The sequence below is a fragment of the Pseudarthrobacter sp. AB1 genome (assembly GCF_014926485.1).
In the GTDB taxonomy this organism is placed as follows: domain Bacteria; phylum Actinomycetota; class Actinomycetes; order Actinomycetales; family Micrococcaceae; genus Arthrobacter.
The window spans coordinates 1-19,947 of the sequence record NZ_PZKO01000074.1 but is presented as its reverse complement, the minus strand read 5'-3'; the positions used below and the strand labels follow the sequence as shown (position 1 = coordinate 19,947).

Here is a 19,947-nt window from a genome sequence, read left to right as displayed (position 1 = left end):
GCGGATGGCCTCAAGGTCCGGCCCCTCGCCGTCATGCCTGACACGTCGATGGGTCTGGCCCCCAGGGGTGACGCCGTCCGCGAGGGCCTCGGGCGCCCAGCTGCGCCTCACAGAAGCTGCAGCGGCCGGCGCCGGCCCGTGAGTTGTACGTCTCCCAGCTGTTCACTAAAGCGTCCGCCTACGCCGAGAAGACCTGTGACCGCTGGTACATCCTGTCCGCCAAGCACGGGCTGGTTCACCCCGACACGGTCCTGGAGCCCTACGACCAGCGGCTCAACGGAAGCCTCGCGGCCTCCGCCAATCAGGAGTGGGAGGGAAGGGTCCGGGAGCAGCTTGCGCACGAACTGAACACGATCGGGAACGTCACGCTGATCGCTCTGGCCGGCAAGCAGTACCGGACCATTCTCCAGGACATCCCCTGGCCCTACGAAGTGCCCATGAGGGGTCTGGGCATTGGCCAGCAGCTCGGATGGCTTACCACGGAGCTGGCAGCCTATCAGCGGGCTTGACCTTCCCTACGGCCGCCCCTATGCCCACGGCCTTCCCGCCATCCGGGCAGGAGCTCGTTCAGTGTCTTCTCTTTGTCCGGGTCCAGCCTGCCGGCGCGGTAGTCGATCCGCTGCCCGTGCAGCCAGACACCCTGGGTGCGTTCGTGGGTGTCGTCCGTCTTCTGGTGTCTGGGCCAGTCGCCACCGGAGGCCCTGAGTTTCTGAAGCTCCTCCAGTCGCTGCTGCCACCGTGCCTGGTCGTCAGCCTTCCGGGTCGAGGTGCTGTCCCAGCCGGGGATTGCTCCCAGCCCGTCACGGTAAGCGGAGGAGAGGGTCCCGGCGGCTGCTTCCTGACGGCGGCGCAGCAGCCAGACCCCGAGGGCCCGTTCCCGGGGTGTCTTCCCACCGGTCGCGGGGAGCCGGCCTTTAGCCTGGAAAAAGGCAATGACATCGTTCAGGTTCCGCAGTCCTGCCACTGGCGTTCTTGGCTTCGCTGAAGTCAGCGCTGCCGTGTGCTCGACACGGATACCCGGATCCGTCCGCGCAGCGATCTGAAGGTGGTATCGAATGGTGGTGACCGCCATGCCTTCCAGAGCGGCGATCTTCGAGGTCGGAACGCCCCGCCGGTACATGTCCACCCACTCCGTGTGCGGGGCAGCGCGTTTCGCCTGCGTCATCGTGTGATTAGTCTGTCCGCACTAATTAGCGGCCGGGCCTCCGTTGAGACAATCAAAGGCACTACTCCTGGCGTCTCGTTGCCGCAGTACTCTCGCAGGACATTCGGGTCAAACTTTTGGCGGCCGTGGTTGTCCAATACGCAGGCATACGCCCGAGGCGGTTCGACGCCGGGGTGTTGGACCTCGAACTCATTCAGGAGCAGCTGCAGTTTGTCCGTGTCCCGGATCAGCTCCGACATCTTCAAACCCTTCTGTGCAGAGGCGCCGATTTTGAACTCGCTGACGACCGTGAGGGTCTTCAGAAGTCCAAGGCCGGAACGGTCGGAGGCCTTGCCGAGCTGGTTCGCATAGTGGGGCATCATGATGCCCGGCTCCCTGGTGACCACGACGTCGGGCCGCACCTCACCGCCCCCAACTTTCGACTTCAGAGGTGACTCCGTGAAGTTCTTGATGTGGATGAGGGGCTCTCGGGCCACCCGGTCAATTCCGAATTGACTGATCAGATAATGGGCGAACCACGCCTGGTACGAAGGCTCGGGTGCCCAGAAATGGCCGCAGGTCTGAGCGAAAACGTCCCACGCTGCCCTGAACCTTATGTCTACCTGCTCCTGGCCCATTCGTCCCCCTGGCGTTGGTCGCAAGGCTCCAGTTGCGCCCGCTGACTACAGATTAGGGGATGTCGCGGTCGCACGGCACTCTGAGATAGGTTCAGGTTACGAACGACGAGCCCTGATCAGGGCCAGCAGAACGGGGAGAGCAATGACGACAGCATGGGTGGTCCGGCAGGGCACGCGTGGCCGGAACGCCGAAGAAATGATCGAAGCCGGGTACATGGGCGTGGACTTCATCGGTGACTACGACCTCAGCCCGCATCTGGGCAAAGGGTCGGAGGCGTTCCGCTCCGCCGCGATCCAGGTGTTCCTCGGGCAGGAACCGGACAAGACCAAAGTCGCTGCCGGTCTCGCCGCCGGTAACCTCTGGTGGGCCTGCGAAGGAATCACCGAGGGCGACCTCGTGCTGGCCCCGAAGCCGGACCGGACCTACCAGTACGGGGTCGTGACCGGCGGCTACGAATACCACCCCGGCAAGAACCTGCCGCACCGGCGCCGGGTCGACTGGAGGGGTTCGTTCAGTCGGGACGATATGAGCACCACCCTGGCGTCCTCGGCCGGGTCACTGATGACCGTCTTTCAGCTGACCGCCCACGCCTCGGAGCTCTCCACCCTCACCCACCTGACCGACCCGGCCCGGCCCATTGTCCAGGCGATCTCCTCACACGTCGAGGACCAGCTGGCCTTCCAGATGGAGAAGCAACTCGAGGACTTCCTGGTCCACAACTGGCGCAGCACCGCTCTCGGCCAGGAGTACGACATCTACACAGAAGACGGACAGCCGGTCGGCCAGCAGTACCCGACCGACACCGGGCCCATGGACATCCTGGCCATCAGCAAAGACAAGACCCGGCTGCTCGTAGTTGAGCTGAAGCGCGGGCGTGCCAGCGACTCTGTGGTCGGCCAGATCCAGCGCTACATGGGATTTGTCCAGGACGCCCTGCTCGAACCCGGTCAGAGTGTCGAAGGGGTCATCATCGCCCAGGAGGATGATCTGCGGATCCGCCGGGCCCTCTCGATGGCGCGGAACATCCGGTTCATGAAGTACCGGGTCGAATTCCATCTGGAGGCGGCAGATTAGAGGGGTCGGCGATGGCTGGGGGCAGTGCGCACGGTCTCAGTCCGCACCACTCACCGCCGACCCCCGCTATCCAGCCTATGGCCGGGCAAGGCCACGCACACGGGTAGTGACTACCTAACTCGACGGTGTAGGGCTACCCTTCGAGGTGCCACTGCAGGGCCGCAGTTGGGGGCGGGGAGGCTACAGTATTCGGGTGGAGATAACGGGCACGATAGAAGATGCAGACGGCGGACACACCCGCGTCACCGCCCAAGGCGCAACCTACGAGGAAGCCAAGGCAGCTCTCGAGGCACTGGTCCCTGAGGGGCACAAACTCATCGTCATCCGGACACTCTGACGCCGGCCCGCCTCCTGTCCGCCGGCATGCCGGTCGTTGGTGCCGCCGTCATCCACTGAAACGTCTGATCCGTCCTTATGATGGTCCGGTGACCGACGAACCCAACAAGCTGCGTTTCCTGACCATTGCACAGGCGGCCGAAGAGCTGAACGTGAACCAGAACCAGATCCGGGCCCTGCTCAGGACAGGGGAGCTTCGCGGAATCCAGGTCGGCGGGCGCGGCGTCTGGCGCATCGGCGCCCACGACCTTGAGGACTACATCGCCGAGGCCTATCGGCGCACCGCCGAGCGCATCACCGCCGGCGAGCTCAAGGATGATCGGGAATCCCACATGGAATAGCGTGTCGGGTTCGCCTTCTTCCAGCTGCGCCGATCCTACTCTTTATGGTCTGGTCGGTAATCCTGGCGCTGGCTGAACTGCGCAGACAAAGTGCTGCTGCCCTTCTGGCCGGCGGCCTTACTTTTAACCCAAGCGGTCGACGTCCTGGCGACATTCAGCGGGTTCAACTTCTCAGCCTTCGCCAGCTTCGCGGCGTCGCCCTTAGCCAGGTAGCGCAGCACCAGCCACACCTCCATGAGGAGGACAGCCGCCATGACCGGGATGCTGATGATCCCCGGCCAGCCGGCGACGATCTGCAAGGTGATCCCGAAGGGGGCGAATAGCAGAACGATGATGCCCAGCCACTTGAACATCTTCAGGTCGTTGGCTGAGAAACCCTCGAAGCGAAAGGGCTCTCGGGGCGTCTTCACGGGAGGACGCAGCTCCGACGGCAGCGGAATATCCGGTACCTGCTCCGGGCTCCATAGCCTTGGCTGGCGGTTCTCCCGCCTGGCCTCCTGCTTCTCCGTCTCAAACGTGGCCATCTTGTGCTTCTGGTTGCGGTCGTTGTAATCCTTCATAAGCGACCGCTCCCAGTTGACGTCGCCCATGCGGGCCTGGTGTTCGCGGTTCTGCTGCGATTCGTACGCGCGGGTGTCGGCAGCACGTTCTCCGCCAGTGGAGCTACCAAAGAGCCAGCCCATAATTCCCCCAATATTAAGTTCGGTCCGGGACGCGGACGCTAGTGGATACACCAAATGTGTACGGCACTGGTATCTAGAATACCCACTCTGGCCTAAGCGGCGGGGGTTTGGCTGCAATTTCCACCGGGATGTTTTGCCGAGCCACTGACGATTGGAGACCAAGGGGACGTACTCGTGCTCCTGAGGGCAGCAGACACGCTCTCCCACCTCCTTAATCCCGTCAGTGCCCAGGAGCACCATGGAGATATGACGGCTCCAACGGTGGAGGCGGCCATCCATGAACTGATGGATCTCGCCTGGAATCTTGTCTACGACCTGCTCGATGGGCGGGGCCCGCTCGGTGACGGATTGCTCGTCGAGGAGTACACCGGGGTCCACTCTTGGGTGGAAGGTCTGTCTCGCTATACGGTGGTGCACTCCCGGGAGGTCGCCGTCCTGGTCGTGGACACCCGGCCGGTGGACGCCGTCGCCTTCCATCATGACCTGCTGGGCGCCGACGATCCCAGAAGCTTCTTCCGATTCCCTGTTTAGCCACTGAGCTGAGCGTTCCGGCAACCAGGCTTTGCTTATGCGCACCAAATACTTCGGTTTTGCATATATGCAAACAACCCTGATAAATTGCTTATATGCAAAACCTCGTTCAAGCCGCCATCCTAGGGAGTCGGTATAACCGGCGGGAACTGGCCCGCCGGGCTGGGGTGTCCCCCTCCACAGTGACCCGCATCGAGAAGGGCGACATTGACCCCACCTTGGGCATGGCCACACGGATCCTGGCCGCTGCGGGCCTCCAGCTGCCAGCCAACCCCGAGCCGTTGTGCGACATCACCGTGCTCAAGGCCGCTCGGAGAATTTTGGACACGAAAGATGGTGACACCGGCGCCCCTGAGATGGAAGGGACCTTGATCCGCTGGGCCAGCCCTGACGGAAAGCCGCACCCCCGCCAACTGGCCAAGGAGGCTGCAGCCGCCGCGCCCCCACTTCTGCGCCCAGGTGTCATCACAACCACCAGCGACTGGGGCTTTCTTCGCATCTGTTCAGCGGCCGCCGCGACCCGAAAAGGATGGGCTGTCAGCGGCGCTCCCGCTGCGGGCCGGATCGGGGCCCCGGAGCAGGACGGGTCCCTGATCCTCTACGTGGAGGAACCGTCACGTGTAGCGTCCATCATCGGCCGCCCTGGATCCTCGGCCGTGGACGTCATCCTCCTGCCGTTCGATGGGAGCAGTGAACGCGGCGCCTGGAACGACGAGGGCATTGTCTGGGCAGACCCCATCCAGATCATCCTGGACTGCTACGGCATGCCCGAAACAGCAAGCCTGGCCGAGGAACTCACAAGAGACTGGGAATAGGAAGATGACCGAACCGCACTGGAGCGTCGGCTCCAACCAATACAAGAAGCGCCCCAGACCGCCACGGAATGAACCGGCCCCGGACCTGCTCCAGCCAGCAGGTCAGGGCCGGGTCCAGGCGATGGGATTCACCTGGGACTCATCGGCCGTGGCTTGGGACGCCATGGCAACGATGGAAGTGCCGCGCGCCGTCGCCCGCTTCGAAGCCCAACTCGCCGGCCATGTCTGGGACGCCGCGGCCCTCGAAGGCAACCCCTACACCCTCCCGGAAGTGCAGACACTGCTCGAAGGGGTCACCGTCGGCGGACGCCGGCTCGAGGATGAGCAGCAAGTCCTCGCACTGGCGTCTTCCACCAGGCTGCTCCATGACCTGGTCAGGGACGGCGTCTTCGTACCCCGCAAGGACATCTCCGACCGGCTGCACGGGGTCGTGGCCCCGCACGAGGCCATTGAAGCAGGGCACTTCCGCGGGGAAGGATCAGTCCGGGGCGGGGGCACGGTGAACCTTGGAGAAGCCGGAACGTTCTACGCGACCGGTTGCGAGGACGGAGGGGAGGAGTTGCGAGCAGAATACTCCCGAGGCCTGGCCTACCTGTCCGCGCTCGATAACCCTGTCGAACGCGCCGTTGCGTACTTCTGCTTTGGCACGAGGCATCAGTTCTACTTTGACGGGAACAAACGGACGTCGCGTCTGATGATGAACGGAATTCTCATGAGTTCCGGCCACGACGCCATCTCTATCCCCTTCAGCCGCCGGCTTGAATTCAACCAGGGGCTGATCAGCCTATATGCCGATGCGAATGCCACGCCGTTGATGCAGTTCATTATCGACTGCCGGCCTGAGTAAGGTCACGACCTGCTCTTTTTGACCCAACGGGAGCCGTTACAGGATTACCCCGCTATTTGACCGGACCCGTGAGGAACGGTCTGGGATGCGCGAGGCCCAATAGGCGATCATGAGCCCCGCAGTAGCGGCTCCGCCTGAATACATCCAAGGGGCACTGTAGGCCCCTTCCGGTGTCGGAAGCGCCACAGCCACCACAACTGCTGCCATGGCCAGGAGTATCTCCACGGTCGCCTGCGTGGGCCTGCCCCGGTACGCGGGGTTGCGCAGTCGGATGAGGGGGATGAACGGCAGCAGGAACACTGTGAGGCCGAAGAAGACAAGGATGAACCCGGTAAACGCGAAGATCACCAGCCCCAGCACCCACGATCCCAGGAGCTTCAGGACCTGGCCCATCAGCAGGGTGCTTTCCGCGGTCCACCGGCTGAGCAGTCGGCCCCACGCCGGGAGGGCAAGTAACCAGCCGCCGCACCAGAAGCCATAATCCAAGACTGCCCGGACCACGAGCAGAACCCCGGGCAGCAGGAACGCCACGGCTAGGCGCAGCGAGGGCAGCTTGCCCGCGGGTCCGAAGATGCAGGCCCCGATCAGCAGGTAGGCCGCCACGTACCAGGGCAGAAGCTGGATCGCAGGGACCTGGGTCAGCCAATACACGAGGAGGGTCAGCGCAGGGACCATGGCGCAGACCGCGGCGAATGTCCACGGGTCGCGAGTATCAGGACTCACGGAGTAGACGAGGGTGCCAGCTGGCCCCGTCGCTCCAACCATCGCGGGTAGAGCGCGCTGCTGTTCGTCATGAGCCACCCGGAGCGGGCCAGACCGCCGGTCAAGCTCAGACCGGCGGCCGCGACAAGGCCGAGAAACGGGATCACCTCGCGGGTGGTTCCACCCGGGTTGATCAGTGCCAGGACAACAACCAGCGCCGCCGTGAGGATGATGCTGGCTGCGACTATGCGCGGATAAAGAGGAATCCCCTGTTCCAGGCGTTCCGCATCAGTCGCCGGCTTCGGAGGCTTCGACGAAAAACGGGTTCGGGCTGTCAGTGCCCACCCTATAGCCGAGACAATGATGCCGAGGGCCGCCATGACGAAGCCACGATCTGGTGTCTGACCGAGAACTACGGAAAGGATGGCTTCAGCAGACCATGCTATAGCGAGAGTCGCCCCGCACCACCAGGACCAGAACACCGTGGACCGGCGCTTCCCGAAGCCGAGGGCCTCAGCCCGCTGATGAATGCCTGCGGCAATGTCGTCCCCCAAAGTCATGGACCACACCCTACCGGCATCCGAGCGCCAGCCAGAGCTTGTGCAATTTCGGTAGGCCGTCCGCACACATAACGGGCAGAACCCTTTGCGCCACAGTCCCCATCAGGAAGTAGCCCCATGACAGAAATTCCCGTTGCTGCCTTCATCGTTCACGTGGCTGGTACCGCACTGCTTCCTCCTGGACTGCCGGAGGAACGTTGCGTACTGACCGTCGAGGCCAGGGATAATCTCCCTAAAGGGACCATAACCATCTGCGCTGACGACTGCTTAGCTGTCGCAGACGGTGCTGGCGGTTTTCAGGACACCGGGCTGGAAGGGACCTTCCCGGCCGATGAGAGCGTCATCCTTCCCGCGTACATCATCGCCGGCCCTGCACTGCCTGTCCTGATCCCCGATGGCGGGGCGGTCATCGCCACCCAGGCCGAGGTGGAGCCGCTCTGCTTTGAGTTTCATGCCGTGGACGCAAGCGGTTCCCTGTTCAGGTGGGATGACACCTGGGAGAGCTTCGGGACATTCGCCTGGGAGACCGTCGGCAAGGAAGGCAAGGCCTCGCCGGTCTTTCCGATCACTGCCTGGTGCTAGGCGTCGGGACACCTACGGGTGTCTCACAGACTATAGCTTGGCAACACACCACTAAGATCCCCGGATTGGCGCCGTTTTGCCGCCAGAAGTGTCTCACCGAGCCTGTCTCACCGGATCGTCTCACAAGTCCTCAAGGGATAATGACACACCCTCGTCTTAGCCTGTATCCATGGGACTTCTACTGGGGTACATCAGGGTGTCAACAACTGATCAGCACGGTCTGGCGCAGCGGGATGCGCTGCTCGCGGCCGGCGTGAGCGAGGAATACATCTACTTCGATCAGCTCTCCGGAGCAAAAGCTGCGAAGGAACGGCCGGGCCTGACAGCGCTGCTGGCCTTTGCCAGGGACGGGGACACTGTCCTGGTTTATCGGATCGACAGGCTCGGACGATCCCTGATTGACGTCCTGAATACGGTCGCGGGGATGCAGGAACGGGGGATCGGACTCCGCTCCCTGGTGGACGGAATTGACCCCAGCACGGCGTCAGGGCGCCTTCAGTTGGGATTGTTCGCGACCCTGGCCGAATACGAGCGGGAGCTGATCAACGAACGGGTCCGTGCCGGAGTGATGGCCGCCAAGGCCCGTGGGGTGAAGTTCGGCCAGAAGCCGGTCGATGAAACGACAGTCGAAGACAAGATGGAGACCGCCCGCCGGATGCTGTCCGAAGGGAAAACCGCGGAGCGGGTGGCCAGGGCAGTCGGCTGGTCGAGGGCCACCCTGTACCGCTACCTGAAGCATTACGGCGCTGAGCAGCCCGCAGCGGACGCGCCCCGGATCGTTATGGGCGGCGGCCGGTCCCGGTACGCGGAGAGTCTTCCCGTGCCGACCCGGGACTGAACCTTCAAGCCCGGCGCAGCCGACAGGCCGCCCGGGGCCGGTTCCGGCAGGACTGTCAGTATTTGGACTGAAGCAGCTGGCCGCTGGTGATCTCTGCGCGCAGCTGTCCGCTGGTGACGAACCGGAGCACTTCGCCGCCTTTGTGGGCTGTGTGGTCAAGGACCCAGCTGTTACGCCCGCGCCGGTAGGCGGTGACCGCGTGGCCGTGTACGTCCAGGTAGCGGAGCTGATCCCCGATGGCTGGGAGCTCGACCTCTACGGCACGAGCTGCGGGCACGACGGGTGCGGCTTCAGCAGGTGAAGGCCGGGAGATAAGGCGGTGCAGCAGGGCAGTGATCATGGTCATCCGATCCTGGTAGTGAGCGGGTCCGGACCAAGGCGTAAAGGTTCCATATGCGCCATGTGTGCGGCGGCCCGGACCCCGCTCACCCGGCAGGGTCCGGTTTCGGGACCGCCACCCACGAGGAGACGACGGCCAGGAGAACCGCCACGGCGGCCCCTTCGGCGAGCATCCCGGTGAACACGCCCGCCAGCAGGGCCAGGACCGCGGCCGTACCCAGTAGCGCCGGCACCTTGCCGCGGCGGGTGACGGGCAGGGCGGCGCCGACCACGAACCGGGCCAGGGCGAAGACACCGACCACGGCGGCGGCCAGCAGCACCGCCCAGGCGCTGACGAACGGGTCCTCGGCGCGGCTGACGGCACGGGTGACCGGACCCAGCTGAGGGTCGATCGCGTACCAGACCTGCACCCCGACGACGACCGCGACCGCGACGGTCAGCGCCGTCCTGACATTGCGCCGGACATCGGAAACCTGCTCATAGACGTTCATGCCGGCCCCGCGGCCAAGACCGTCTCCGGGGCAGGCAGCTGGGAAAGCATGGACCGGACCCTGTCCGCCGCCGCGTCAGCCCTGGCCGGTTCCTCCTCGAGGACCCGGATGGCGTACCCGAGAACGTGCCGGACCACTTCATCGGACAGGTGCTGGGCATGGTCTGCGATGAAGGTCGCGTGGGCGGCGAAGGTGACGCCGCAGGTGCAGCCGGGAACGCCTGCGCGGAGGCACGAGCGGTGCCCGAGGATCAGCGCCCAGGTGGCGTCGAAAACCTTCGGGCACGGCGGGGATGGGGTGGCGTCCGGGTCGCGGAGGCTCCTATGCAGGTACATGCCCGGTGGCCTCCAGCCGTTGGACCGAATAGCCGAGCTGACGGAACGCCGCCTCGGCAGCGTCAAGGTGCTCCGGGCTGGCGTTGAGCAGCTCCATGGCACGGTCGAAACTGACTTGCCGGACCGCTACCTGCGGGCTGGACGGGTCTGGCCCGCCGAAGGCGAGGCGGCGCAGGACGCTGCGCAGACCTTTGGCCGGCGTCCGGTCCCAGGTCAGCTCAAGGCGGACCCCGGCGGTGACGTGGTGGAATCTGTGGAGGGTGGAGGGGCGCATACTGCTTCCCATGCGTTGACGGGCGGAGGACTAGAACGGAACCAGCGCGGGTCGGTCAGCGATGATCCGGCCCAGGCGCGGGTTCGCGGCCACAATGCGGGCCACCATGTCCAAGCCCAGCTGCTCGGAGACGAACGTGCTCAGCTGCCATCCGCAGTCCCGGACGTTGAGGGTGAAGTTGAAATAGCCCATGCCCAGGATCGGTGTCCGGCCATCGAGGATTCCCAGCGCGTCCCGAAAGAGGCGGATGTCGTCGGCGACGGGAATCTCGAGTGCTTCCACTTCGATTGCCTGGGCGAACTCCTCGATGAGGTCCAGCCCCATCTCATGGCTTAGCGCCGCGTGGCGCAGCTGGCCGATGGACAGCGCAAGAGCAGCTGTCGGGTTGGCGGCAAGCTCCGCCTTAATCCAGGGCAGGTGGGAGTCGAACTGGCCGCTCATGACTGCCTCCGGCGTGACCTGGCAGTGTCCTGGGTCAGGCGCCTGGTGAGAGTGTCGGCGGGTTTCAGGGGCAGGCCGAGGCGGGCGCGGGCCGCATCGGCCTGCCCATTCCAGTCTGTAGTGAGGGCGCGGACCACGGAGTCGGGGGTGTTCGGGTTCCGGGCTGCGCCGAGGCGGGCCAGGAAGTCGTTCATGTCCTGGGACAGCTCCGTGAGGGTCTCAGCTGACGCAGAGGGATTGGTCGCGACGAATTCACGGCACCAGCCGGCATCCGAATCGCAGTCTCCCCGATCGCCTTCCAGCTTCGTCAACTCGTCCAGACGGGCCGGGGAGGTCGAAGGGTCCATGGCTTCGGCGCGGAGGGGGTAATCCTGGTGGTTGGTCATAGTCCCTTATGTGTGCGGCGTTCCGTGGCGGGCTCGACGGCCGCACACAGTCAGGCATGACCACTAACCCGGCCCGCCAGCCTCAAGGCATTCCGACAGGCGGCCAGTTCGCCGCCACCACTCACCCTGAACCGGAGGTCCGCCTCGCCGGCGGCGGCGGTCACCTGCTGGCGCACGAGAAGTACCTCGAGGAGGAGCTGCGCCTCGCTGATGACCCGCAGATCATTGAGATGGAGGCGGAGCTGCCACCGTACACGGACACGTCCACGTGGGAGTTCACCCGCGGCGCCCAGATTGAATCCGAACGGCGCGGGATCAGGTTCGAGTCCGTCAGCGGACCGGCCGCGGGATCCGCAGGATCCAGGCACGCCAGGACCATCTCGGAGACGCGATTTCCCTGGATCACCTGGCACCCTCCTGAGAATCCAAAAGGACCCTTCCCGATTCCTTCCGGGAAGGGTCCTTTTTGCTGGCTACAGATGTGTCTTGACGACGGGATCGGGCAAGGCCAGCATGAAAGGACATGATGGCGGTCTCCTGAGAGATGGCGGTTGATCATGGCCCGGGGAAGTTTGGAGAACAGTTTCTGGACCCAGCAATTTCCGAAATTGGCTGGCGCGGCGGCCATCCTTGGCGGGGTCCTATGCGTTCTGGCAGCCGCCCTCCACTCCCTGGAGCCTGCAGGCTGTACTGGCCTTGACTGCGACCTCGGCTCACTTCGATCTGCGACAGGAGTCGTTCCTCTGGCGGCCTCGGCTTCGACCGTCCTGTTATTGATCGGGGTTGCCGGACTGACCATGCTCGCGCGGCGGTCCGGACGCCACACAAGGATGGCCACAGCTGGCCTGATCTGCACTGCGGTCGGCTTCGCCTTGCTGTCAGCTGGCGGGCTCATTCAGGCCTTTGCATTCGACGGCAATTTCCCCGGCATGGCCTTCTTTGTGTTTCCGGCGCTGTTGGCCATCTTCGTCGGGCTGATCCTTATCGAAATCGCCGTCCTCCGCTCAAATGTTCTTCCGCGATGGCTCGCGGTGTTTTTCATTCTGAGCACCGTGTCCCTTGTGATGTTCAACGAGCAGGCGGTCACTGTCCTCTTGGCTATACCGTTCGGACTCGCCATGGTGGCGGCCGGATACTTAATGTGGACCGGGGCCACAGGATACGCAGCCGCGCCGGCCAAGGGCCGTAAAGGCGTAGGAGGGCTGGCCTAGCCGGTGACCAGCAGTCTCAGGGCTGCGCTCTGGAGAGCGTCCCCGTCGTAGCCGTCATTGGCCACCTCGATGGTTGCGGCCGCGAGAGCCTCGGCGACTTCACCGCGCTGGATGCTGACGTCCTTGGGCGCTTCGATGCCGATCCGGATGCCTTCACCCCGGACCTCGACAATCTTGATGATGATGTCTTCGCCGATGCGGAGGGTCTGGCCTGGTTTACGGGTCAATACGAGCATGGGACTCCTTCGAATTAGTGGTCTGGGTCGGTCAGCGCGGATGTAGCGGAGGGGCCGTCATCAACCCAGCCGACGGGAACGCCAAGCGTGTTCACCGTCGAAGGGCTGGCTGTTTCGGTGACCCCAACGACCGCCAGCGCGGAGGGTTTGAGCAGCTTGATGGCAGTGCCGCCCCAGCTCTCGGTGTCCGCCGGCTTATGGCGGGCGTCGACAATCAGCCAGACCTGGTCGGCCTTCAGGAGTCCCGCGGTGACAGCACTGGAGGCCGCCCATGCGGGCTTGCCAAGCCCGAAGGCCAGGACCACCGGCTTGCCGGTGAGGACGCCGTTCGCGCGCGCCTCCATCACCTGGCGGGGTCCTTCCGCGGCGGGGACGCCGTCCGCTTCGATGAGACCGGAGGTGTACAGCACTCCCCCGGCTTCTGCTGCCATCGCGCGTGCCACGGGCAGGGCGTAGACCCCGGTCCCTGCGACGAGGACCAGGTCCCCGGCGGCCCAGGAGAGAGTAGGCGGACCGGGGACCGTGTCGACGATCTCGGCGTTCAGGCTCTCCATGAGCTTGGTGAAGTCCTCGCCGTGGGTGGAAACCTCCGGCAGGGCTGATGCATTCATTTCGTTCTCACCGGCGTCGGCCTGGGCCAGTAGCGCCGCGACGCCGGTCAGGTCCGCGAAGCCGTGGGCGGCAGCCTTGGGGGCAGACACGGGCTCTATCTCGATGACGCCTTCGAAGTGCTCGTTGGCGAACATCCCGGCGATGCCGCCCTGGGTGACCTTCTCGACCCGGACGACCTTTGCCGTCGGGCCGTAGGTTTCGGTGGCCTTCTTCTTGAGCTCTTCAATACTGGCGGCCTTAAGCGTCAACGGGCTGGGCATGGCGGACCACTCCTGTCGTTTCGATGGTGGCTCCGATGCAGGTCACTTCGTCGTACGTGAGGACGGGCAGCTCAATGGACTGGTCATCCAGCAGGCGGCGCATGGCCGGGCGGAGCGCCGGGGCGCTGACCAGGACCGGGCTGTAGCCGACGGACAGGGACAGTTCGTGCTGCTCGCGGACGGATGAGGCGAGGGCGATGAGGGTTCCGGCTTCCAGGACGATTCGGGCGCCGGCCTCGGAGGGCCGAAGGTTTTCAAAGAGCCGTTGCTCGAGGACCGGGTCCATGGTGATGGCCCGCAGCGCACCCTCTTCGATGTACCCTGCAGCCACGACCGGGCCCAGCGCGTTCCGGCAGGTTTCAATGAGGGTTTCCGGGTCTGTGGAGGTCTTCGCCTTCAGCCCCATGGCCTCATAGATCCGGGACAGGTCATTGATGGGCACCTGCTCGTCCAGGAGCCCCTGCAGGACCCGCTGGATCTCGCCCAGGCTCAGCAGGGACGGGGTGAGCTCATCGACAGCTGACGGGTTTTTGGCTTTGGTGTCTTCGGTGAGGATACGGACGTCTTCACGGGTCAGCAGCCGGGCCGCGTTACGGGTGACGATGGTCTGCAGGTGGGTGATCAGGACAGAAACCCGGTCGATGACGGTGGCGCCGGTCATTTCGGCGCTGTGCCGCATTTCGGCGGGAATCCATTTGCCGGTCAGCCCGAACACGGGCTCGGTGGTGGTCGTCCCGGGCAGGGCGTCCAGCTGGTCGCCGAGGGCGAGCATCTTTCCGGAGGGTGCACTGCCGCGGCCCGCTTCGACGCCGGCGATGTTGATCGCGTACGTTCCCGGTTCAAGCTCAACGCTGTCCCGGGTCCGGACCTGGGGGAAGACCATGCCGAGGTCCATGCCGATCTTCTGGCTCAGTGACGGCAAAGACGGCTGGGAGACTCACTGCCATCGAGTATTTAACAATCAACCGGTCCGCGCTCACAGCGGCCTAAGTCCCCGAGTCAGCCAAGGCCGCGCAGTCCCGGACACCGGCCGGAGATAGCCTACAGGCGCCGACTCAAACCGACCGGAACCAACCAAGAGGTCGGGGCAATAAATGATCCAGAAACGGCGGAAATAAAGGGAAGTTAGGGCCTCTATCTATCTAAACCGACCATACCTACCTTAAAACAAACTAATACACATAAGGATGCTCAAGTCATGTTCTCACCTTAGTCAATCGCAATCATCATCTGTCTCTTATGGAGATGCGGGTTTCCGGTCGGGTTGGTCGGGTTGGTCGGGTTGGCAAGTTCCGGCCCAATTTAACGCCGGATTGTAGGGAATTGCGAGCCCTTCTTGACCCCTACCTGCCGGTCGGTCGCCGGCCGGCCACTATCGGGTCGGGGGGCCTTTCCTTTTGGTTTAGGCGGTTTGCAGCCATTGGCCGGTGAACGAACCTGCCATACGGACTTAAAACGCACGAAGGCCCTGCTCCAGCGAACAGGGCCTTCGTGTTAATGCCGCTTGATACCGCGGGTGTGACTTCTAGTCAAAATCACCGGGCAGATCCTCGTCAGCCTCTATGCCGCCCCTGAGGATGACATCTACGTCCACCGGGACACCGGAGACCCGGTTCGACCCGTCCCCGATTCGGGCGGTGTTGATGTACTTTCCGGTCTTGGCCTTCTTCTCCCTCGTGACGTACTTCGAAGCGAGCCCCTCATCCCACACCGATGACCACCCGGAGCCGCCCCCCTGACCGTGCTGGATCAGCGTCGGGAACGCGGTTTGGGCTTCGGCAAATGCTGAAATGACATCGAACAGGATCACCCGCTTGCCCCGTGAAGTCACGACGATGCCGATGGTGCGGCCAACAGGTCGGAGGCTGCCGTCGGATCCGCCGGCCTTCCAGCCGAGCTTGTCGTTGGCGAGGCCTTCTCCAACGCCCATGCCGGTGACCGGGGGCCTGGTCGGGTCGTCCCCGGCGATGACGTGGGCACGGCCGGCAGCCAGCAGCGAGGACAGTGCCCGGATCAGGGAGGCGCCCGGCGCGGCCTGCTGGTTCTCGGAGTGCGTATCTGTCACCAGCTGGATGACGGACATGCCCAGTTCGTTCACGTTGAACTGCTCCACAAAGTCGCGATCCATCTTCAGCTCGTACGCCATTTCCTGAAGGACAGCCAGCGTCAGCAGCAGGTCCGATGCCAGGGTCGAGGTACGTTCCAGGGACCCGGTGGAGGCTCCCTGGCTGCGCATGATTTCAGAGACCGCCATCTTCAGGTTGGTCCTCTTTTCATCGAGGTGGTTCATGTAGGCCGCCCAGCCGCCCGTGAAGCCGATGGCAACATGGCGGATGTAGCGGATCACATGGCTGGTGAGCCGGGCCTGGGTTCCATCCTGGCTGGCCATGTTGTTGATCCGGTCCGTCTTGTCCCGTTCCTTGTGCAGCTTGCCTTTGCCGACAAACACGGGGACGAGGCGCTCTTTTGCGCTCGGCGTGGTCAACTCGTTCTCAGCGGTGATGATGAGCTGGGCGATGGGCTTGTTGACCCGGCGGGAGGTCATGTCCGCGTTCATCCTGCCTTTGGTGGAGTTGTTGAAGATCGCCCGGGTCATGTCCGCAAGCTTGGCGTCCTCAGCCTCGGCCTGACGGCGCACAGCCGACGGGGCCAGGTCATCGATGACCCAGATGGGGACGTGCGCCAGGGCGTTCTCCGTGTACGCCTGGGTGTCCTTGGCGGAACCGGGAAGGCTATCCTGCCAGTCCTGCTTGCGGCGGGCCCAGAAATACATGGCACACTGGGCCGACCAGCTTTTCCCTCCACCCTTCGGACCCCAGAAATACACGGTCGAGCGGGGGCGCAGCGGCACGGTCGGGCGCAGGCCGGCAGCCAGGACGATGACGGCAGCGGACTGGTCCGTCCAGGCACCGGAGGCGATGTAGGCGTCCATGACTTCGCGGAAGTCCTTGGCGACCTGTGCAGTATATTCGGGATCATCGAAGGAACCGTCCAAGCGGCCGGTGCCCACACCGTAGCTGTCCGCCACCGGGAGAGCGTCTCGATCGATACCGGCGACCGCGGTTGAAACATCCCCGAAGCCACCGACCACCTGGTCGTTGATGATGTAGACCGGATGATCATTCTCCACTGGAACCCAACCCATCTGCATCCAACGCGTCTGAGAATCTGTCTCCTCGGACCGGTTGTCCTTCATGGCCGCGAGCCATGCCGCCCCCTTGGCACCGCGCGGCGGCCAAGACGAGTGCCGTAGGAGTGTCGTTGGAATGGTGGCGCCTTCTCGGACCCAATCGGCCGGAGGGTAGTGCAAAATTGTTTCCGGGCCGGTGATGGTGGCGGTGAAGCCGGCGCCGTTCTTGCTCCAGGCGACCTCGATTTTGGTCTGTGCTTCCTCAACTTCATGCGGGCCGACGTTCGCGTTGAACAGCCCGGTGCGCATTTCCTCATCGGTAGGCTGCCGGCGGACCTCCATGGCCAGGATGCGGCCGCCGAGGTCTACCCGGTGCTCCCAGCGGTAGCCGCTGATGGTCCCGCCGGGCCCGTCCAGGACCGGGATGCACTCTTCAACGGACTGCCCGCTAGTGGCGACACGGAATGCCCCGGCCTTTTCGTCGGCGTTACGGGCCGGGGCCGGCGGCATGGTGGTTTTCAGCTGGTTCAGGAGCATGCCCCAGGTCCCGGCCTTGGCCAGGTAGTCATCGACCCCGGCTTTGGCCATGGAGCCGTCCTCCCCGGATGTGATCTCCGGGTTCAGGAACCGGATGGTCCGCATCTTGGACTTCTCGTCCAGCTGCTCGAACAGCTTTTTGGCCGCGGCATGCACAAACGGGTTGATCTGCAGGTCGGCGTCGAACGCGATCCAGCCTTCGCGGCCTTTCAGGTCAATTTCGCGCCAGTCAGCGGCGTGCTGGTGGGCGTTGTGGATACCCGCGATGGAGACGATCAAGACCCGGTCCTTGTCCGGGATCGCATCCATCAGGGACCGCATTTTCACAACCGGGTCGAACGTGCCGTCGTATTCGAGCTCGCCCCAGGAGACCCCGGAGGAGCGCAGGTAAGCCGAGATGGCCGAGTCGCCTTTGAGCATGCCTTCGGCGAACATGACCACCGGGGTGGTGTCGATCCAGTCGATCGGGGTGGCCGGGTGCAGGTCCAGCGGAGTGCCGGTCTGGGGCTTGAACTCGTACTTGATCGGCTTGCCCTGGTCGTTGTCTTCGGGCATTTTGGGACGGATCTGCCAGGTGTGCGGCTTGACGGCTTCATCCTTCCGGTCAGCGGACTGGAGGTCCGCGACCGAATACCAGGGCATCTGCATGCCGTCGTGCGGGCCGTCCGCGATGCACCGTTTGAGCCGCTTGCCCTGCTTGGTGGCCAGGCTCATGTCCATCCGCTTCATCTCGGTGACGAAGTTTTCGGAGTCGATGCGCGAGTAGCCGCGGGCGGCCGCGACCAGCGGGGCCACACCGGAGAGGGCGAGTTTGTCCGCGCCGGAGCCGGTCAGGACATGGGCGTAGTCCACGGCGCCCCAGCTGGGGGTGTCGGGCAGGCCCATGAACCCGGTCAGGGTCTGTGCAGTCACAGGCGAGGGAGGGGACTCGGCCACGAAATCATGGTCGTAGTAGTCGAAGTCAGCAGAAGCGTCATACCCCTCGGCATCATCTTCGTCGTAGTCCAGCAGGGTGGGGTCGGTGTGTCCGGTCGGTTCAGTCATGTTTACGTCTATGCACCGGCCCCCGCCACGGGTGTCATCTCGATACATCGTCGGGCCGCCCGCGTACGCGTACGAAGGCTTTGCCCCAGTCGTCCGGGGTGGCGTCCTGGAAAAAGCCGAATAGGTTCCGGCAAGGGGCCGGGCGAAGCGGGCCGCGCACCAAGGGCATTTCCGGGGAGATTTCGAACGCTTCGGGCTTCGCGATCCAGCTGCCGCCATGTGTGAACCTGTTGTGCTCCACCGGCGAGAGATCATCGGTTTCGATCTCCATTGCCCCAGCGAGTTTTTCATTGATGAGCACTCCGACCCGTCGAATGTTCCGGCGTGCCACAGCCCTTCCTCGGCACCAACTGGCGGTTCAGGAGATGAGCGCGGGCCCTGGCCAAATCAGGGTTGAGGGGCCGATTGAGTTGATGAGGTCGTCGGCCACACGCAGGACGGAGGCTACTGCCATGAGGTGCTCCACCTTGCCACCCAAGCCGCGTCCGTCCGCTACCCGGCCATGGCCTACCCGGTCACCGGCTACGCCTACGAGCCCCGGCACCTGCGCTTCATCGGCATGGAGGCGGCCACCGACATGGCCGCCCGGGGAATCGGCACACTGGAGGAGTACCTCGGGGCCACCGAAACGGATTAGGACTCTCCCGTCGGCGCGAATACGGGATCGCACTGGATACCAAGCCGATCCCGCTGCATCTGGTTTCATTGCAGGGTGAAACCCTCCTTGCTTCTTTCTCTCATCATTGCCACCACACTGGCAATCTCCGGCTGCGCCACCGCCAGGACGGGCACCGCCGCTCCGACTGAAGCCACGCCGGCCAGCGTGCCCTCTCCCACCCCGACGCCGGACAAGGACAGGGATATGAAGGCTGCACTCATCCTCAAGAGGGCAGCGGACGTCTACCGACAACAGCTGGGTGAAGGCCACGGCTACCTGCGGGCCGGGAAGACCGACTACTACGATGCGTGGTGGTCCTACCTGACTCAGGGAATTCTCGGCAGCGGACTCTTCGTCGACACAGCCCGCACGGCCTACAGCGATGCCACCGAACTCTACGGCCTCGACCAGTACCCCAAGGCCCTGGATGACTGGGATGAACTGATGGACGGCAGGGGCCAGCTCGTCACGCACGCGACCCTCTGGCACGACCGCGGCAACGAGGCCGAGTACCAGGCGGCACTGATCACCCTCGACAACGCTGACCGGCTCGCGGACAAGATCGCTCCGGGGGTCACCTACACACCGAGTCCCGTTCCTCCCCTAGATGAGTAATTCCAAGGGGTGTGTTCGGCGCGGCGCGGCGGTTTAGAGGGCAAGGGTGTCCAGAATCGGCGTTATCTACCCAACGTCGAACTTGGAGGCTCACGTGGACGCCGATCTGGACACCCTTGCTACTGCATTGTATGTGGCAGCCGATGATCTGTTAAAGGCATATCCGGAACGGATCCCGGCCCGGCCCCGCATCGGAATCAGCCCGAGGATCACCGATGCTGAGCTGATCACCTTGGCCGTGATGCAGGCCCTGCTCGGCTTTACCAGTGAAGCCAGATGGCTGCGT

29 protein-coding genes and 1 pseudogene are annotated in these 19,947 nt (G+C 64.1%); 14 read left to right on the top strand and 16 right to left on the bottom strand.

What is annotated here, in order from left to right; all coding sequences use genetic code 11:
* Positions 1–110 precede the first annotated feature (110 nt).
* Positions 111–509, top strand: a pseudogene (locus tag DAD99_RS20850) (DUF6884 domain-containing protein); the annotation flags it as partial.
* Here the strand turns inward: DAD99_RS20850 and DAD99_RS20845 are convergent.
* Both DAD99_RS20845 and DAD99_RS20840 read right to left on the bottom strand, forming a co-directional pair.
* Positions 497–1,165, bottom strand: a complete 669-nt coding sequence (locus DAD99_RS20845; protein WP_193343085.1) for a helicase associated domain-containing protein — start codon at positions 1,163–1,165, stop codon at positions 497–499. The pseudogene DAD99_RS20850 and the gene DAD99_RS20845 overlap by 13 nt on opposite strands.
* A complete protein-coding gene (locus DAD99_RS20840) occupies positions 1,162–1,782 on the bottom strand; it encodes a hypothetical protein (RefSeq protein WP_193343084.1) in 621 nt (206 codons plus the stop codon). Before DAD99_RS20840 ends, DAD99_RS20845 begins: the two co-directional genes overlap by 4 nt.
* A 142-nt stretch (positions 1,783–1,924) precedes the next feature.
* Here DAD99_RS20840 and DAD99_RS20835 point away from each other — a divergent pair, with 142 nt between their 5' ends.
* From DAD99_RS20835 to DAD99_RS20825, 3 genes are all read left to right on the top strand, one after another.
* The gene (locus tag DAD99_RS20835; RefSeq protein WP_193343083.1) at positions 1,925–2,857 is read left to right on the top strand and encodes an endonuclease NucS domain-containing protein; all 933 of its coding nucleotides are present in this window, start codon (positions 1,925–1,927) and stop codon (positions 2,855–2,857) included.
* Between the two features lie 193 nt (positions 2,858–3,050).
* Entirely contained in the window at positions 3,051–3,194 is a 144-nt protein-coding gene (locus DAD99_RS20830; protein ID WP_193343082.1) for a hypothetical protein, read from the top strand.
* A gap of 88 nt (positions 3,195–3,282) precedes the next feature.
* Positions 3,283–3,534 (top strand): helix-turn-helix domain-containing protein, encoded by a 252-nt coding sequence (locus DAD99_RS20825; protein WP_193343101.1) that lies wholly within the window; start codon positions 3,283–3,285, stop codon positions 3,532–3,534.
* 35 nt (positions 3,535–3,569) lie between these two features.
* Here DAD99_RS20825 and DAD99_RS20820 read toward each other — a convergent pair whose 3' ends face one another.
* Positions 3,570–4,217, bottom strand: a complete 648-nt coding sequence (locus tag DAD99_RS20820; protein WP_193343081.1) for a hypothetical protein — start codon at positions 4,215–4,217, stop codon at positions 3,570–3,572.
* A 246-nt stretch (positions 4,218–4,463) separates the two neighbouring features.
* On the opposite strand from DAD99_RS20820, the gene DAD99_RS20815 reads away from it, so the two are divergent.
* The 3 genes from DAD99_RS20815 (at position 4,464) to DAD99_RS20805 (ending at position 6,410) form a co-directional block, all read left to right on the top strand.
* Entirely contained in the window at positions 4,464–4,748 is a 285-nt protein-coding gene (locus DAD99_RS20815) for a hypothetical protein (protein ID WP_193343080.1), read from the top strand.
* Between the two features lie 95 nt (positions 4,749–4,843).
* Positions 4,844–5,563: a helix-turn-helix transcriptional regulator gene (locus DAD99_RS20810; RefSeq protein ID WP_193343079.1), complete on the top strand. Its 720-nt coding sequence runs from the start codon at positions 4,844–4,846 to the stop codon at positions 5,561–5,563.
* 4 nt (positions 5,564–5,567) lie between these two features.
* Entirely contained in the window at positions 5,568–6,410 is an 843-nt protein-coding gene (locus DAD99_RS20805; protein ID WP_227008352.1) for a Fic family protein, read from the top strand.
* 36 nt (positions 6,411–6,446) lie between these two features.
* Here the strand turns inward: DAD99_RS20805 and DAD99_RS20800 are convergent, their stop codons facing one another.
* Together DAD99_RS20800 and DAD99_RS20795 are read right to left on the bottom strand one after the other, a co-directional pair.
* Positions 6,447–7,133 (bottom strand): hypothetical protein, encoded by a 687-nt coding sequence (locus DAD99_RS20800; RefSeq protein WP_193343078.1) that lies wholly within the window; start codon positions 7,131–7,133, stop codon positions 6,447–6,449.
* Complete coding sequence (locus DAD99_RS20795) at positions 7,130–7,672, bottom strand: hypothetical protein (protein ID WP_193343077.1); 543 nt, start codon at positions 7,670–7,672, stop codon at positions 7,130–7,132. The genes DAD99_RS20800 and DAD99_RS20795 overlap by 4 nt, the downstream gene beginning before the upstream one ends.
* Positions 7,673–7,789: 117 nt before the next feature.
* On the opposite strand from DAD99_RS20795, the gene DAD99_RS20790 reads away from it, so the two are divergent.
* The gene (locus tag DAD99_RS20790; protein WP_193343076.1) at positions 7,790–8,254 is read left to right on the top strand and encodes a hypothetical protein; all 465 of its coding nucleotides are present in this window, start codon (positions 7,790–7,792) and stop codon (positions 8,252–8,254) included.
* 169 nt (positions 8,255–8,423) lie between these two features.
* Complete coding sequence (locus DAD99_RS20785) at positions 8,424–9,092, top strand: recombinase family protein (RefSeq protein WP_193343075.1); 669 nt, start codon at positions 8,424–8,426, stop codon at positions 9,090–9,092.
* Between the two features lie 55 nt (positions 9,093–9,147).
* Here the strand turns inward: DAD99_RS20785 and DAD99_RS20780 are convergent, their stop codons facing one another.
* From DAD99_RS20780 to DAD99_RS20755, 6 genes are all read right to left on the bottom strand, one after another.
* Positions 9,148–9,438, bottom strand: coding sequence for a hypothetical protein (locus tag DAD99_RS20780; protein WP_193343074.1), 291 nt, complete (start codon positions 9,436–9,438; stop codon positions 9,148–9,150).
* A 79-nt stretch (positions 9,439–9,517) separates the two neighbouring features.
* Positions 9,518–9,922 carry a hypothetical protein gene (locus tag DAD99_RS20775; RefSeq protein ID WP_193343073.1) on the bottom strand — a complete coding sequence of 135 codons (405 nt, stop codon included), beginning with the start codon at positions 9,920–9,922 and terminating at the stop codon, positions 9,518–9,520.
* Positions 9,919–10,257 carry a hypothetical protein gene (locus tag DAD99_RS20770; protein ID WP_193343072.1) on the bottom strand — a complete coding sequence of 113 codons (339 nt, stop codon included), beginning with the start codon at positions 10,255–10,257 and terminating at the stop codon, positions 9,919–9,921. Before DAD99_RS20770 ends, DAD99_RS20775 begins: the two co-directional genes overlap by 4 nt.
* On the bottom strand, positions 10,244–10,531 hold the full coding sequence (locus tag DAD99_RS20765; RefSeq protein WP_193343071.1) for a hypothetical protein: 288 nt from the start codon (positions 10,529–10,531) through the stop codon (positions 10,244–10,246). The genes DAD99_RS20770 and DAD99_RS20765 overlap by 14 nt, the downstream gene beginning before the upstream one ends.
* 30 nt (positions 10,532–10,561) lie before the next feature.
* Entirely contained in the window at positions 10,562–10,972 is a 411-nt protein-coding gene (locus DAD99_RS20760; protein WP_193343070.1) for a hypothetical protein, read from the bottom strand.
* Entirely contained in the window at positions 10,969–11,358 is a 390-nt protein-coding gene (locus DAD99_RS20755; RefSeq protein WP_193343069.1) for a hypothetical protein, read from the bottom strand. The genes DAD99_RS20760 and DAD99_RS20755 overlap by 4 nt, the downstream gene beginning before the upstream one ends.
* 56 nt (positions 11,359–11,414) lie before the next feature.
* Between DAD99_RS20755 and DAD99_RS20750 the strand changes: the two genes are divergently transcribed.
* Positions 11,415–11,885, top strand: coding sequence for a hypothetical protein (locus tag DAD99_RS20750; RefSeq protein WP_193343100.1), 471 nt, complete (start codon positions 11,415–11,417; stop codon positions 11,883–11,885).
* A gap of 246 nt (positions 11,886–12,131) precedes the next feature.
* Positions 12,132–12,569 (top strand): hypothetical protein, encoded by a 438-nt coding sequence (locus DAD99_RS20745; protein WP_227008351.1) that lies wholly within the window; start codon positions 12,132–12,134, stop codon positions 12,567–12,569.
* Here DAD99_RS20745 and DAD99_RS20740 read toward each other — a convergent pair.
* From DAD99_RS20740 to DAD99_RS20720, 5 genes are all read right to left on the bottom strand, one after another.
* Positions 12,566–12,805: a carbon storage regulator gene (locus DAD99_RS20740; protein WP_193343067.1), complete on the bottom strand. Its 240-nt coding sequence runs from the start codon at positions 12,803–12,805 to the stop codon at positions 12,566–12,568. The two genes, DAD99_RS20745 and DAD99_RS20740, sit on opposite strands and share 4 nt — an antisense overlap.
* Before the next feature lie 14 nt (positions 12,806–12,819).
* Positions 12,820–13,677: a hypothetical protein gene (locus tag DAD99_RS20735; protein WP_193343066.1), complete on the bottom strand. Its 858-nt coding sequence runs from the start codon at positions 13,675–13,677 to the stop codon at positions 12,820–12,822.
* Positions 13,655–14,572 carry an FHIPEP family type III secretion protein gene (locus tag DAD99_RS20730; protein WP_193343065.1) on the bottom strand — a complete coding sequence of 306 codons (918 nt, stop codon included), beginning with the start codon at positions 14,570–14,572 and terminating at the stop codon, positions 13,655–13,657. Before DAD99_RS20730 ends, DAD99_RS20735 begins: the two co-directional genes overlap by 23 nt.
* Positions 14,573–15,202: 630 nt before the next feature.
* Complete coding sequence (locus DAD99_RS20725) at positions 15,203–18,388, bottom strand: hypothetical protein (protein ID WP_193343064.1); 3,186 nt, start codon at positions 18,386–18,388, stop codon at positions 15,203–15,205.
* A gap of 34 nt (positions 18,389–18,422) precedes the next feature.
* Positions 18,423–18,689 (bottom strand): HipA N-terminal domain-containing protein, encoded by a 267-nt coding sequence (locus DAD99_RS20720; protein ID WP_309233455.1) that lies wholly within the window; start codon positions 18,687–18,689, stop codon positions 18,423–18,425.
* A gap of 156 nt (positions 18,690–18,845) precedes the next feature.
* Here DAD99_RS20720 and DAD99_RS20715 point away from each other — a divergent pair, with 156 nt between their 5' ends.
* The 3 genes from DAD99_RS20715 to DAD99_RS20705 form a co-directional block, all read left to right on the top strand.
* Positions 18,846–19,025 (top strand): hypothetical protein, encoded by a 180-nt coding sequence (locus DAD99_RS20715; RefSeq protein WP_193343099.1) that lies wholly within the window; start codon positions 18,846–18,848, stop codon positions 19,023–19,025.
* Between the two features lie 75 nt (positions 19,026–19,100).
* The gene (locus DAD99_RS20710) at positions 19,101–19,661 is read left to right on the top strand and encodes a hypothetical protein (protein WP_227008350.1); all 561 of its coding nucleotides are present in this window, start codon (positions 19,101–19,103) and stop codon (positions 19,659–19,661) included.
* 94 nt (positions 19,662–19,755) lie between these two features.
* Positions 19,756–19,947, top strand: a 192-nt coding sequence (locus DAD99_RS20705; RefSeq protein WP_227007548.1) for a hypothetical protein, incomplete at its 3' end; no start/stop codon positions are given.

Bases quoted from the DNA above. Each gene is read 5' to 3' on its own strand.
- DAD99_RS20790 (WP_193343076.1), top strand. From the start codon at position 7,790: ATGACAGAAATTCCCGTTGCTGCCTTCATCGTTCACGTGGCTGGTACC.
- DAD99_RS20845 (WP_193343085.1), bottom strand. From the start codon at position 1,165: ATGACGCAGGCGAAACGCGCTGCCCCGCACACGGAGTGGGTGGACATG.
- DAD99_RS20805 (WP_227008352.1), top strand. From the start codon at position 5,568: ATGACCGAACCGCACTGGAGCGTCGGCTCCAACCAATACAAGAAGCGC.
- DAD99_RS20815 (WP_193343080.1), top strand. From the start codon at position 4,464: ATGACGGCTCCAACGGTGGAGGCGGCCATCCATGAACTGATGGATCTC.
- DAD99_RS20765 (WP_193343071.1), bottom strand. From the start codon at position 10,531: ATGCGCCCCTCCACCCTCCACAGATTCCACCACGTCACCGCCGGGGTC.
- DAD99_RS20835 (WP_193343083.1), top strand. From the start codon at position 1,925: ATGACGACAGCATGGGTGGTCCGGCAGGGCACGCGTGGCCGGAACGCC.
- DAD99_RS20740 (WP_193343067.1), bottom strand. From the start codon at position 12,805: ATGCTCGTATTGACCCGTAAACCAGGCCAGACCCTCCGCATCGGCGAA.
- DAD99_RS20735 (WP_193343066.1), bottom strand. From the start codon at position 13,677: ATGCCCAGCCCGTTGACGCTTAAGGCCGCCAGTATTGAAGAGCTCAAG.
- DAD99_RS20810 (WP_193343079.1), top strand. From the start codon at position 4,844: ATGCAAAACCTCGTTCAAGCCGCCATCCTAGGGAGTCGGTATAACCGG.
- DAD99_RS20750 (WP_193343100.1), top strand. From the start codon at position 11,415: ATGACCACTAACCCGGCCCGCCAGCCTCAAGGCATTCCGACAGGCGGC.
- DAD99_RS20775 (WP_193343073.1), bottom strand. From the start codon at position 9,922: ATGAACGTCTATGAGCAGGTTTCCGATGTCCGGCGCAATGTCAGGACG.
- DAD99_RS20760 (WP_193343070.1), bottom strand. From the start codon at position 10,972: ATGAGCGGCCAGTTCGACTCCCACCTGCCCTGGATTAAGGCGGAGCTT.
- DAD99_RS20730 (WP_193343065.1), bottom strand. From the start codon at position 14,572: ATGGACCTCGGCATGGTCTTCCCCCAGGTCCGGACCCGGGACAGCGTT.
- DAD99_RS20840 (WP_193343084.1), bottom strand. From the start codon at position 1,782: ATGGGCCAGGAGCAGGTAGACATAAGGTTCAGGGCAGCGTGGGACGTT.
- DAD99_RS20785 (WP_193343075.1), top strand. From the start codon at position 8,424: ATGGGACTTCTACTGGGGTACATCAGGGTGTCAACAACTGATCAGCAC.
- DAD99_RS20770 (WP_193343072.1), bottom strand. From the start codon at position 10,257: ATGTACCTGCATAGGAGCCTCCGCGACCCGGACGCCACCCCATCCCCG.
- DAD99_RS20795 (WP_193343077.1), bottom strand. From the start codon at position 7,672: ATGACTTTGGGGGACGACATTGCCGCAGGCATTCATCAGCGGGCTGAG.
- DAD99_RS20725 (WP_193343064.1), bottom strand. From the start codon at position 18,388: ATGACTGAACCGACCGGACACACCGACCCCACCCTGCTGGACTACGAC.
- DAD99_RS20780 (WP_193343074.1), bottom strand. From the start codon at position 9,438: ATGACCATGATCACTGCCCTGCTGCACCGCCTTATCTCCCGGCCTTCA.
- DAD99_RS20755 (WP_193343069.1), bottom strand. From the start codon at position 11,358: ATGACCAACCACCAGGATTACCCCCTCCGCGCCGAAGCCATGGACCCT.
- DAD99_RS20820 (WP_193343081.1), bottom strand. From the start codon at position 4,217: ATGGGCTGGCTCTTTGGTAGCTCCACTGGCGGAGAACGTGCTGCCGAC.